Here is a 13860-nt window from a genome sequence, read left to right on the forward strand (position 1 = left end):
CTTCCTGTTTATTTTATTCTAAATTTCCGACGATATTTTCGTGCTTTCGGGCCAAGTAATTGATCTGCTAATCTCACACGTAGTACTAACCAGCCATAACTGATAATACCAAATACCACACATATCATAATGATAATAAAGGCTTGAAATTTTCTATCAGGACTTAATATCGTGTATAGCCCACTTCTGACAAGCCAAGTAACAAGTGACATAATCGCCCCTAAAATCACGATTAGTAAAATTCTTTTGGCTGTCATTGCTAAATCAAACTTGGTAATTCGGTAAATCGAACGCGTCATTAATATTGCAGCTACACCTAAACCAATAGCTGTCGCAATGAGTGGTCCATATGTTTCAAACATACGAATCATTGGATATTGTAGAACTAATTTTATTATTAGTCCCACTCCTAATAGCGAGATAGCTTCTCGGTTTTGATACAATCCTTGTAATGTTGTTGAAATCAGAATAAAGTATCCCATTACAAGACCAACTAAACTAGCTTCAATCAGCACACTCACACCTAGTGTTTCTGGTGTATAGAATAAAGCGTACATAGGTCTTGCTAAAACAATCATTCCCAATGTCGCTGGTACCATGATGAAAAGTAGCAGCTGAATGTTATCACTAATTAATTTAGCTAATTCAGGTTTTTCATTTTTAGTATAAGCTTCTGTCACAAGAGGCAAACTTGTCATAGCCATGCCTGTAGCTAAAGATACCGTAATCATAACCAATTTATCAGGGTTTGCACTAAAAATACTAAACAAAGCTTGCAATTGTTTCGGTGAATAATTTGTAAAACTTGCCATCATTCTTTCAAATGTGTATTGGTCAACCAACTTAAACAAGGTAATGGCAGAGCCAACGATAATAAACGGAATCGCTTGTTTAATCATCTCTTTAATCAAATGATTTTCAGAGATTTCTACCTCATTATTACTATTATCAACCAAGTAATTCATACGTGATTTTTGTTTACTATAAAACCAAATTAATGCAGCAAATGCACCAAGCATTCCAATAAACGCAGCAAAGGTTGATTGGACAACAGCATCAACATAATCACCTGTTGTCACTTTCATAATAATAAACGTCATAAGTAACATATAAAATACTCGGGCAATCTGTTCAATAATTTGTGATACCGCAGAAGGCATCATATTTTGATTCCCTTGAAAATACCCACGAATGACACTCATCATTGGAAAAATCAAGATAGCTGCACTTAGAGCTCGCATCACTGGAATTAAATCAGCGTTTCCATCCGCCAAAATTGGTGCAAACAAATACATGACTCCCGAACAGGCAATGCCAAACACACCCATTATTACCATCGTCCGTCTAAATAAACGTCGGCTAATACCATACTCATTTAACGAATTATAGTGTGAAATTTGTTTTGCAATCGCACCTGGAATACCAGCTGTTGCGATCATTAAAAACAAGGCGTAAATGTTATACCCTTTATTAAATAAGGCGTTTGCTATATTAGCATCCGTGCCCATCCATGCATACCAAGGAATGACATACGCTGCACCTAGTAATCTAGAAAAAACATTTCCTATTGTCATCCATAAAGAGCCACGAACCATTTTTTCCTTTGCATTCAACTCTTTTTCGGTCTCCTCAAAAGAAGTGTTTTGATTTGGCATGATTCTAACCAACTTTCTTCATTATACTGCTCTAATTGTATCGGCAATTGTACGTTTATGCAAACACTTTTAATGGATTTAAACGTATTCTTAACTTTAATTAGCCACAATATTAACTAATTTATTTGGTACAACAATCACTTTACGAATCGTTTTTCCATCAAGTTGACCTTTCACCGCATTATTTTCCATAGCGATCGTTTCTAACTCCTCTTTGGATAGATCACGAGCAACTACTTCTTTCCCACGAACTTTTCCATTTACTTGGAAAATTACTTCAATTGTGTCTTCAACTAAGGCTGATTCATCATAAGTTGGCCAAGCGACATAACTGATAGATCCTTCATTTCCCATTCTTTCCCATAATTCTTCTGAGAGGAATGGGGCAACAGGCGCTAATAATTGTAAGAAACCATTCATATACTCAACAGGTAGTGCTTCTGCTTTATAAGCTTCATTTACAAATGTCATTAATTGAGAAATCGCTGTATTAAAATGTAGGTTCGTATAATCTTCTGTCACTTTTTTCACTGTTTGATGATACACTTTTGTCAATGCTTCGTCATTGTGTTTCGTGATACGATCGCGTAAGACAAAGTTTTCATCGATAAACAAACGCCATACACGGTCTAAGAATTTACGGCTTCCTTCTAACCCTTTTTCGCTCCACGCAATTGAGCCATCAAGTGGTCCCATAAACATTTCGTATAAACGCAAGGTATCTGCACCATATTGCTCTACGATATCATCAGGGTTAACCACATTTCCTTTTGATTTCGACATTTTTTCATTGTTTTCACCTAAAATCATGCCTTGATTATATAATGTTTGGAATGGTTCTTTTGTTTCCACTACTCCAATATCATATAAGAATTTATGCCAGAAACGAGCATATAGTAAATGAAGTACTGCATGTTCTGCTCCACCTAAATAAACGTCAACAGGCATCCATTCTTTCAGTTTTTCTGGATCTGCTAGTTGTTCGTCATTATGTGGGTCAATAAAACGCAAGTAGTACCATGAGCTACCTGCCCATTGTGGCATAGTATTCGTTTCACGGCGACCTTTCATGCCAGTTTTTTCATCTACAACATTAATCCACTCCGTCATATTAGCTAATGGCGATTCACCTGTTCCACTAGGTTTAATATCATTTGATTTTGGCAATACTAATGGCAACTCCTCTTCAGGAACAGCTGTCATCGTACCATCTTCCCAATGAATAATTGGAATAGGTTCACCCCAATAACGTTGGCGAGAGAATAACCAGTCACGCAAACGATAACTTGTTTTTTGTTCACCGATGCCTTCTTTTTCCAACCACTTAATCATTGTTTCAATACCATCTTCTTTATTCATACCATCTAAGAAGTCTGAATTAATATGGTCGCCATCTCCTGTGTAGGCTTCACTTGACACATCTCCACCAGCTACAACAGGAACAATGTCTAAATCAAATGTTTTCGCAAATTCATAATCACGTTCGTCATGAGCTGGAACGGCCATGATCGCCCCTGTTCCATAAGTTGATAGCACATAATCTGCAATCCAAATAGGGATTTCTTTACCATTCACTGGGTTTACTGCATAAGCTCCAGTAAAGACACCTGTTTTTTCTTTTGATAACTCAGTACGATCTAAATCTGTTTTCTTTTCAGTTTCTTTGATATAAGCATCCACTGCATCTTTTTGTTCTGGTGTCACAATTTCTTGAACCAGTGGAAGCTCAGGTGCCATAACAGCATAAGTTGCACCAAATAATGTATCAGGACGCGTTGTAAATACTGTGAATTGTTTGTCTGTTCCTTTAATATCAAAATTAACATTCGCTCCTTCAGAACGACCAATCCAATTACGTTGCATCTCTTTAATACTCTCTGGCCAATCAATCAACTCTAAATCATCAATTAAACGATCCGCATAAGCAGTAATACGTAACATCCACTGTTTCATTGGAACACGATACACAGGATGATCGCCACGCTCTGATTTTCCATCAATGACTTCTTCATTAGCCAATACGGTTCCTAAAGCTGGGCACCAGTTAACCGGTACTTCCGCTTCATAGGCTAGCCCTTTTTCAAACATTTTAGTAAAAATCCATTGCGTCCATTTGTAGTATGAAGGGTCAGTGGTATTAATTTCACGGTCCCAATCAAAACTAAAGCCTAATGCATCAAATTGACGTTTAAAGGTTTGAATATTTTTTTCAGTAAATTCAGCTGGGTCATTTCCTGTGTCTAGTGCATATTGTTCAGCAGGTAACCCAAACGCATCCCACCCCATTGGATGTAGCACGTTAAATCCTTGCGCTCGCTTCATACGAGATAATACATCTGTTGATGTATACCCTTTTGGATGCCCTACATGTAACCCCTGCCCAGATGGGTAAGGAAACATATCTAGTGCATAAAAATTTGGTTTATCTGTTTCTTCACCTGTTTTAAACGTGTGATCTTTTTTCCAATAGTCGCGCCATTTTTTTTCAATTTGTAAATGATTATAAGCCATGAGTCTTCCTCCTAAAATTTTATGTAAAAAAACGTCCTACAAAAACACTGTTGTGTCTTCATAGGACGTTGACTGACGTGGTACCACCTAAATTTGTGCCTAGATATACTAGAACACCTCTAATCCATGTTAACGAAAATAGACTTTCCGACAAGTAACTTTTTCTTAAGACAAGTTCAAATAGTCCATTTGTATGTTTCCACCAACCACATACTCTCTTAAAAACTTTCTATTTTACTACTTCTTAACTACTTGTTTTGATATTATTAAGCTAATCATATCAAATGAATGTTACTTTGACAACTAGCTTACTCGTAAGACTTGATTGGCATAAATAATGTTCGTTGATAAGTTATTCCACTTCTTCAGTTGACTCACACTTGTGTTGTATTTTTTAGAAATTGCCCACAAAGATTCCCCTGCTTTGACTGTGTGACGTGTATTTTTAGATACTGCGTCACTACTAGTACCCGGTAATGTCAACTGTTGACCTACATGGATAAAGTCACTACTTAAATTATTAACTCTCTTTAATTCTTGAACAGTTGTTTTATTATCTAATGCAATACGATATAGTGTGTCACCAGATTTAACAGTATATTTTCCTACTGTTGTTTTAACCGGTGTTGTCGTATTTGTTTTACTTGACTGATTAATTTTTAATGATTGACCTACATAAATCAACTCACTATTTAAACCATTCCATTGTTTAATATCATTAGGTGAAACATTATATCTAAGACCAATACCATACAACGTATCACCACGTTTGACAATATGCGTCGTTTGAGCACTATTTTCAGTATTAACTATTGTTGACGTGCTCTGTTTTGTGCTAACTTTTAAAGATTGACCAATATAAAGGGTATCACTGCTTAAGTTATTCAATTGTTTTAACTCTTGAACACTAATGCCATATGTCAAACCAATACCATACAGTGTGTCACCGCGCTTAACTTTATGACTTGTAGTATTTCTCACCGTATTTCCTGACAAATTGGTTGATGAAGCACTACCACTCGATGCATTACCAGCAATTTTTAGTTGTTGTCCTACATGGATTAAATCACTCGTTAAACTATTTAATTGTTTTAATTCTTGGACAGTCATACCATTATTTAATGCAATTCGGTACAATGTGTCGCCACTCTTCACTGTGTAAGTTGCTGAAGAATTGTTTGAACTAGTTGAATTATTGGGTTTATTATTATTTGAAGTACTTTCAGTTGAACTAGTAGTATCCACGATAGAATCAACTGTAGGTGTTCCACTATTCCCTTTGACTTTTAATTGTTGTCCAACATAAATCATATCAGTTCTTAACCCATTCAGTTGTTTCAATTCTTGTACGCTCATACCATAATTTTGTGCAATACGATATAATGTATCACCACTTTTCACCGTATAAGTAGAAGAATTTCCCATTGTAGATGTATTACTTTGACTACCACCATTATTGCCACTTCCTGTCCCAGTAGGTGTTGTCACAGGGCCTGTATAACTAGCATCATCATATTGCGTCAGATTATAAGTCATAATCAAATTGTTTAATTTGATATTGTAAGTCGGATCTGTAGCATATTTACCTGTTAACCATTTAGTCGCATCCATATAAGAACTTGTATTTGACTTCCACGCACCTGAATAAAAATAAACTCCCGGAGCAAATGATGTCGTTTTTAATACATGAGCATTATCCTGCAAAGACTCACGGTATGATGGATACTTTCTAAAAGCATCATTTATAGTGACGTATTGACCATTATAGAATTCTTGTGTTTGCATCGTTACAGACTGCCCATTATAGGTTCCTTTAATTCCAAATAGATTATGATTGGGTGGTAATGACAATGTACTTGATCCATAACCACTTTCAAGAATAGCTTGAGCAATCATCACGGATGCATAGAGGTCATTTTCAGCTGCAACACTTTGCGCATGAGAAGCAATACTTTCAATAAAAGTCGCTTGAGGCGTTGCCGCTTTAAATGACCTTACTTTTGGTGTTGGAACTACGATAGTAGCTGGTTTTGGTTCTTCTTTTGGTTCTTCTTTTGGTTCTTCTTTTGAAGTGTCTGTTGTAGAATCTTCAGATTTGACAGGTTTATTTGTACTTGTTTCTACTTCAGAATTAGTAGTTTCTTCAGAATCTTCTAATAAACCACTTGATGCCATAACAGACACTGAATCACTTGTTTGATCATCAATAACTTTTTCTTCATTTGCTGATGACTCTTGCACTTGCTCAGTTTCTTCTACCTGCCTTGATTCAGATACTGTATTATTTTGATTGTCCTGATGTTCAACAGAATCTTCTAATAAATCAGATGTCGCATTTTCTTCTTGAGGATTGGCAATCGTTTTAATTGTTTTAGATATGACGCTTTCCCCAACGGAGAACGCCACTGTTTGTTCCTTTAATTCAGTTTTTTTAAAGTTTATAGGAACTTGGATAATCGCCTTTGTAAATTGTTTTTCTGTAAATGTTAATAATAATTGATTTAACTCACTATTAATAGTATACGTTCCGATTACTCTACCCGTCTCATCCTTTATTGATAAATCTGCTACGTCAGATTTAATCACTGTATTCGCCGATACATTTATCACAGTATCTAGATTTTCGACTTGATGAGCTTCTAAGTTTACAGTTAAGTCCAATGGCTGGTTACTTTCTATCCATTCATTTTCTCCACTAATAGACAACAACGTCCAACTATTTGCTGCTTTTTTATCCTGAGTTGTTTCATTAGATGCATTTTGTATTTCGTCACGGATACTATCAGAAGCCAACACGGTAACACCAGGTAAAAGCACTGTAGACGACAACAAGACAGTGCCAAACAAAGAAGCATGACGAGTCATTGATTGATTCAGTAGTAATTTATTTTTTTTCATATTTATCTCTCTTCTCCTAAATGATAAAGTCTAAAAAAATAACCCAATTGCAAAAACACAATTAATGCTATGACCTATTTTTGATATTAATTCAAATTATTCAGTTCATCTTTTGCTCATATATTTATTACAAAAAAATCTTATTACTATCATTAAATCATCTATAAAAATGAATAGCAAGCATATCTGTTGTTTTTTTTTGATTGTCATAGAACTGACATATTAAGTCATTAATTACTTGATAAAACTCATACTTTAGGATGATTTATCTCTCTTTTTCTTGTTGTACAATTTATTAGAAGATATATTGAATTTAATAGTCTTAACAGACAGGAGAATGAAATGAATAAAGAACATTTTTTAATTGAATTAAAACTTTATTTAAACCAATTATCTAAAGAAGAACGACAAGCTATTCTTGATGCTTATATTCAGATTTTTGATGAAAAAGCTGCCCTAGGCTTATCTGAATATGAGATTACTCAAGCTCTTCCTTCCCCCAAAAACATTGCCCAAAATATTTTGGAAAAACTCGGATTAACTTTTGACACTCAGTCTGATTACGAAGATGACTGGATTGAAATAACTCATGACACTACTTATCAGGATGAAGCGTACAATAAATATATCCCTCACAATTCAAGAATGAATCGACTATTCGAAATGTTAGGAATAACACTACTAAATATTATTTTTATGATATGGGTCATCTTACTTATTGCTATTATCCTAATGAGTGGATGGTTGGTTATCGGTATATTTCTTGCTAGTCCCTTATTTAGCCTTTTTATATTAGGAACGGCCATTTCAACATATGCCTGGTTCCAATTCTTTGTTAGTTTAATACTACTTGGTATTGGTTTACTAGGATTCATTATCATAAGACCTATTACTAAAGGGGCTTTCAAATTATTTATGATTTATCATCGATGGTGTTGGTCTGTTTTAAAAGGAGGTTCTACTAAATGAAAAAAAGAACTTTCTTCGCTATAGTTATCGCTATTATTTTTATGATTGTTGGTGGAATAGGAACTTTTATTACGCAAAAAAAACTAGTAAACGAACGTGAAAAAAATACTATTCATAAAAAAATAAAATCTAATAAAAATAAAACTCTCGATATTCATTTTAATACACCAACTAGTGTGACGCTTACCCGTTCAGATAATCAGTACATTTATATGGATAAACAAGGTGTCGACTTCAGATTAGATAATAACAAACAAGCTGATTGGACATTTAAAGAAGAAAAAAATACGTCTTCTTTAACCATTAATAATCCAACAACGAATAAAGAAAATCCGTATCCCTTTGCTATTTTCAATATAAATAACTACACTGATGATGCAGTTTACTTACGTATTCCAACACATTACGAAACGGTTACAATTAATGGAAAAAATGTCAATCTATCAATGCATGATTTTTCAATGGATAATATCAAATTAAATATGGAAAATGGTAGTGCATCACTTAGTGGCATTCGTGCTAATCAAGTATCACAACCTAGACAAGACACAGATTTTTCTTTAGATGATTCTAAAATCTCAGAAGAATTATCTGTCAATACGAAACTATATGACATCAATGTATTAAATACAACGGCTAAACTGATGACGCTAACAACAGATATGGGAGATGTTTTCACAGCTAATACAAAAGGTGACTTAAAAATAACAACAGTGGATGGAGACATCTCGATTAATCACACAACAGGAAAATCAGTTGTTGCATCAAAACACGGAGATGTCCTCTTCCATGATAATCATATAGACTTTGATACAGAATTGACGACTACAAATGGGAACATAGATATTGAAACAGATGAATCTTCCATTTCAGATAATAAACTTGATTTTGAAACCACTCTGGGAGATATTTCAATTTTTAATAAAAATTTATCTTCTAATAGAAAATACAAAACAAATAAAGGTAAAATAAGCATTAAAGCAACCAGTAAGAACAGTGAAATTGAAGTGGAAGAACTTGATAGCGATGACACACATTATGATTATGATTAAATCATGTTATAATAAACAGGCTTTGTTAATAAGTTAATAAAGTCTTTTTTTGATTTTAGGAGGTTATATTTATGAAAACATCGAAATTATATTGGTCTTATGCTGCAAGTATTTGTTTGTTACTTTTTGCAGTAATTGCTTACTTCGTGGTATCTAACGAGGCGATACTAAAAGCAATTGATCAACCCATTCAACAACTTATTAGAGGAACACTCACACCTGAAAAAAATATTTTTTTCAAATATTTTACTAAATTCGGTAATACCGTTACGATTGCCTTATTATTCTTCGTAAGTTTTAGCGTCTTATTTTTTAAATTAAAAGATAAGATAGCTGCTTATTGGCTAGCAATTAATACTGTTATTCTATCAGGTATTGGGAATCTTAGCTTAAAATATCTATTCAATCGTCCACGTCCATCTGTGGAGCACCTCGTTGTGGCGAAACATTCAAGTTTTCCAAGTGGGCATGCTATGGGGAGTATGCTTTTTTACGGAACACTCATCTTTTTAGCCTATAAATATATCGATAATAAAGCGATGAGACTTGTCGTCCAAATTTCATTAGGGATAATTATCTTATTGATTGGCACTAGTCGAATTTATCTTGGCGTTCACTACCCAACAGATATTTTAGGTGGCTACCTATTAGGGGCATGTTGGTTACTGTTTAGCTATCCATACTTTAAAAAATATGATTTTATTCAACGATTTGAAGGGACTAGATAGACGTGTTTACTTACAAAAAAGGAGATTCGAAACGATACTATACTTGGAATGCCGCACTTAGGGAAGTTTTTTCAGAAAAAGTTTTTAAAGTGCCAATCGACGGAGGATTTGATTGCCCTAACCGAGATGGAACAGTATCACGTGGTGGATGCACATTTTGTAGTGTCTCAGGTTCTGGTGATATGATTATCGCACCAAGTGATCCATTACCTGTACAATTCCATAAAGAAGTCAACCAAATGCATAAAAAATGGCCAAGTACGACACAATATATCGTATACTTTCAAAATTTTACTAATACTCACGCTCCTCTTGACGTATTAAAACATCGTTTTGAACAAGTAATCAATGAAGAAGGTGTTGTGGGGTTGTCAATTGGTACGCGTCCGGATTGTTTGCCTGATGACGTTGTTGACTATTTGGCTGAGTTAAATCAACGATTATATCTTTGGGTAGAACTTGGTTTACAAACAACTTATGAAGAAACAAGCGACTGTATCAATAGAGCACATGACTATCAAACTTATTTGGATGCTGTTGAAAAACTGAGAAAACACAATATAAATGTCTGCACTCACTTAATTAATGGGTTACCGGGTGAGACCTATGACATGATGATGGAAAATGTTAAACGAACTGTATTAGATTCTGATATTCAAGGAATTAAGCTTCATCTTCTTCACTTGATGTCAAACACCAAAATGGAAAAAGATTACTTTGAAGGTCGATTACAACTAATGACACAAGAAGCATACACAAAACTAACGTGTGACCAACTTGAAATTATCCCACCAGAAATTATTATCCATCGTTTGACTGGAGATGCACCAAGGGAATCGATTATTGGTCCCATGTGGAGCTTACAAAAATGGGAAGTACTCAATGGGATTGATCAAGAGTTAGAAAAACGACAAACCTATCAAGGTATTTATAATGTTAGAAAAGGAGCTCAGGGATATGCTTAAAACAGCTCTTCATTTTAGTCACCAGCTATTAAGTGACTGTGTTCAACCTGGTGATGTGGTCATTGATGCAACTATGGGAAATGGACATGATACAGTTTTTTTAAGCCAATTAGTTGAGAATGAGGGACATGTTTATGCGTTTGACATACAAGAAAAAGCCTTAGAATCGACACGAAAAAAATTAGAAAAGCAAAACATTCAAAATACATCTCTTATTAAAGATGGACATCAAAATGCCCTAACTTATTTACCAGATAACACAATTATTAAGGCTGCTATTTTTAATTTAGGTTACTTACCTCGAGGAGATAAACAAATTACCACAAAGAGTAAAACAACACTATCTGCGATTACTTCGCTACTAACTATCTTAGCAGAAGATGGCAGATTGATTTTAGTACTTTATTCAGGGCATGATGAAGGTATGAGTGAAAAAGAAGAGGTTCTTTCATTTGCTGAAACCCTGTCACAAGATTCCTACTCCGTTTTAACCTATCAATTCATTAACCAAAAAAATAATCCCCCATCAGTCTTATGTATTGAGAAAAAGAAAGCCAAATAATAGGCTCTCTTTTTCTATTTATTTTTTATACAGCTTGTTCATTATTCGTTATTTAAATCAGTTGTTTTGACTAATTAACCAAATAACTATTACATATATATCTTTTGTAGGCTATAATCAAAATTATTATCAGTCAAGGAGTTCGTAAAAATGCAACAAAAATTTAGCCGATTGATGAGCCGTTTTTCATTAAAATCAATTATTATATTTATTGTACTTCTGACAACGCTTATTTCACTCATATTATCATCCATATACCTTGAACACTATGTTGTTCAAAATGAATACAGATATGCTAAAGATAAAATGTCTACTATAGCTAAAGTTTTTGCTACAGATGAGCAAGTAAAGAATACTCTAATCAACGATGCAACTTCTAAAAATATTCAAGAGCTTTCTTTAGAAATTGCAAAGCTCAGTAACATGGACTTTATTGTCGTACTAGATAAAGAACTTATACGATTGTCTCATCCAGACCCCAATGCCATTGGACAACCTTTTTCTGATTTAGATGATGCCAGAAGAGCGCTTAACGGTGATGCTCATTTTTCTCAAAAAAAAGGAATTCTAGGAGATGGCATTCGCTTTTTTGTTCCAGTAAAAGATGATAATCACCGTATCATAGGAGTAATTTGTGCGGGTATTACCTTAGACACATTACAAAGCGATATTAGTAATATACAAATCAAAGTAGCCTTAATTTTATTAATTGGATTAGTTATAGGTATTATCGGTGCTTTAATTAGTAGTAAAGCCATTAAACATATTCTATTAGATTTGGAACCTGGTGATATTTCTCGTTTAATTCAAGAAAAACAACTCATTAACGATGAAATCAATGAAGGCATTATTGCTATCAATAAAGAGAAAGACATCACTCTGATTAATCAAGCTGCTGTTAATTTATTAACTTCACTAGATTCATCATTTCAACTAGCTGAAAACAACAAAATTGATACTCAATTATATACTGTTTTTTTTAAAAAATGCTTCACATCAAAAGAAAAACAAACTGATCAAGAGTTATTGCTCAATACTACTACTTTCATTGCCACAACTTCACCAGTTATGATTCGCAATGTTTTTAGTGGGGCTGTTGTCACATTTAGAGATCAATCTGAGATGAGTCAACTCATTCATACATTAAGCGGCACACAACAGTACATTGATGCCTTACGCGCTCAAACACATGAATTTATGAATAAAACACATGTCATTATGGGGCTTATTGAACAAGAAAAGTATGACTTAGTCCAAGAATATATTCAACAAATCAGTCATGATTATGAAAAAGAAGTTGGGTACGTTACAGACATCATAAAATCGCCTGCTATTGCTGGTTTTATTCTTGGAAAAATAAATGAAGCAAAAGAACAAACTGTTTCATTAACACTGAATCCAACATCATTTTTACCAGACTTAGAAATGGATAACTATGTGCATCAGATCATTCAAATACTAGGAAATCTACTAGATAATGCCATTGATGCAACAAAAAATCAGCACACTAAACAAATAACTCTTAGTCTATCTTATGAAGTAGAAGGGCATATTTTGATTATAGAAGTGATTGATAGTGGATATGGTATCCAAAGTAATGACATAGATAAGCTCTTTCAAAAAGGGTTTTCTACTAAAGGAGCTGGCAGAGGCTACGGGTTACATGCCATTTACCGCATCGTCAATGAACATGGTGGTTTAATTGATATAACTAATAATAATGACAATACAGGAGCAACAGTCTATATTGAACTACCTTTAAGCCGAAAAGGAGAAAAAAATGAACGTTCTAATTATTGAAGATGATCCGATGGTTGCTAAATTAAATGCAGATTTTTTAACAAATATTCCCTCTGCTCATATCATCGGAAATTGTCGTTCAACTATTGATGCTATGCCTTTTTTAACAAACTATTCAGTAGATTTAATATTACTAGACAACTACCTACCAACTCAAACAGGCATAGACTTTTTAACTGAATTACGCAAAAAAAATAATCAAGTACCAGTTATTTTCATCACCGCTGCAAACGATATGGAAACCATTCAAAAAGCATTAACTCTTGGGGTTGTAGATTATTTAGTTAAGCCGTTTACTGTTGAGCGGTTTACTTTAGCAATACAAAAAGTGATAAACCAAAAAAAATTAATTAGTCAAATAGATCATGCTAATCAAGAAAGCATTGATGCTTTATTTAACGAACATACGCCTAAACAACCTTCACTTTCCATATCTTCTTCTTTACCAAAAGGACTGGCAAAATTAACCATGGAGAAAGTGCTTAAGAAAATTGAAGATGAGTCACATCCATTTTCAACAGAAGAGTTAGCAAAAAAAGTGGGGATTTCACGTATTTCAACTAAAAAATATTTAACATTTCTAGTCGAATCAAAATACCTCACAGAAGATATTGTTTATCAAGAAATTGGACGGCCAATCACACGCTATAAAAAAACATAGAAAAACAGGCTCTTTGTCAACTACTGTTGGTAAGAGTTAAAACGTTAGAATTTAGGATC

General features: G+C 34.0%; 10 protein-coding genes. 7 read left to right on the top strand and 3 right to left on the bottom strand.

Annotated elements, in window-relative coordinates; all coding sequences use genetic code 11:
* Positions 1 to 8 precede the first annotated feature (8 nt).
* The 3 genes from DW196_RS08790 to DW196_RS08800 all read right to left on the bottom strand — a co-directional run bounded on the left by DW196_RS08790 (position 9) and on the right by DW196_RS08800 (position 7064).
* Positions 9 to 1655, bottom strand: coding sequence for a polysaccharide biosynthesis protein (locus tag DW196_RS08790; RefSeq protein WP_118250982.1), 1647 nt, complete (start codon positions 1653 to 1655; stop codon positions 9 to 11).
* A 96-nt stretch (positions 1656 to 1751) separates the two neighbouring features.
* Positions 1752 to 4166 (bottom strand): leucine--tRNA ligase, encoded by a 2415-nt coding sequence (leuS, locus tag DW196_RS08795; protein ID WP_118250983.1) that lies wholly within the window; start codon positions 4164 to 4166, stop codon positions 1752 to 1754.
* A gap of 303 nt (positions 4167 to 4469) precedes the next feature.
* Complete coding sequence (locus DW196_RS08800) at positions 4470 to 7064, bottom strand: LysM peptidoglycan-binding domain-containing protein (RefSeq protein ID WP_118250984.1); 2595 nt, start codon at positions 7062 to 7064, stop codon at positions 4470 to 4472.
* 342 nt (positions 7065 to 7406) lie between these two features.
* Here DW196_RS08800 and DW196_RS08805 point away from each other — a divergent pair, with 342 nt between their 5' ends.
* The 7 genes from DW196_RS08805 to DW196_RS08835 all read left to right on the top strand — a co-directional run bounded on the left by DW196_RS08805 (position 7407) and on the right by DW196_RS08835 (position 13801).
* Positions 7407 to 8033, top strand: coding sequence for a DUF1700 domain-containing protein (locus tag DW196_RS08805; RefSeq protein WP_118250985.1), 627 nt, complete (start codon positions 7407 to 7409; stop codon positions 8031 to 8033).
* The gene (locus DW196_RS08810; protein WP_118250986.1) at positions 8030 to 9085 is read left to right on the top strand and encodes a DUF4097 family beta strand repeat-containing protein; all 1056 of its coding nucleotides are present in this window, start codon (positions 8030 to 8032) and stop codon (positions 9083 to 9085) included. Before DW196_RS08805 ends, DW196_RS08810 begins: the two co-directional genes overlap by 4 nt.
* A 71-nt stretch (positions 9086 to 9156) precedes the next feature.
* Positions 9157 to 9813: a phosphatase PAP2 family protein gene (locus DW196_RS08815; protein WP_071455972.1), complete on the top strand. Its 657-nt coding sequence runs from the start codon at positions 9157 to 9159 to the stop codon at positions 9811 to 9813.
* On the top strand, positions 9810 to 10778 hold the full coding sequence (locus DW196_RS08820; RefSeq protein ID WP_118250987.1) for a TIGR01212 family radical SAM protein: 969 nt from the start codon (positions 9810 to 9812) through the stop codon (positions 10776 to 10778). The genes DW196_RS08815 and DW196_RS08820 overlap by 4 nt, the downstream gene beginning before the upstream one ends.
* Positions 10771 to 11340 (top strand): class I SAM-dependent methyltransferase, encoded by a 570-nt coding sequence (locus DW196_RS08825; RefSeq protein WP_118250988.1) that lies wholly within the window; start codon positions 10771 to 10773, stop codon positions 11338 to 11340. Before DW196_RS08820 ends, DW196_RS08825 begins: the two co-directional genes overlap by 8 nt.
* Positions 11341 to 11490: 150 nt before the next feature.
* Positions 11491 to 13140, top strand: coding sequence for an ATP-binding protein (locus DW196_RS08830; protein WP_071455969.1), 1650 nt, complete (start codon positions 11491 to 11493; stop codon positions 13138 to 13140).
* The gene (locus DW196_RS08835; RefSeq protein ID WP_118250989.1) at positions 13121 to 13801 is read left to right on the top strand and encodes a response regulator; all 681 of its coding nucleotides are present in this window, start codon (positions 13121 to 13123) and stop codon (positions 13799 to 13801) included. Before DW196_RS08830 ends, DW196_RS08835 begins: the two co-directional genes overlap by 20 nt.
* Positions 13802 to 13860: the final 59 nt, after the last annotated feature.

The sequence above is a fragment of the Vagococcus sp. AM17-17 genome, from assembly GCF_003471765.1.
GTDB lineage: Bacteria > Bacillota > Bacilli > Lactobacillales > Vagococcaceae > Vagococcus > Vagococcus teuberi.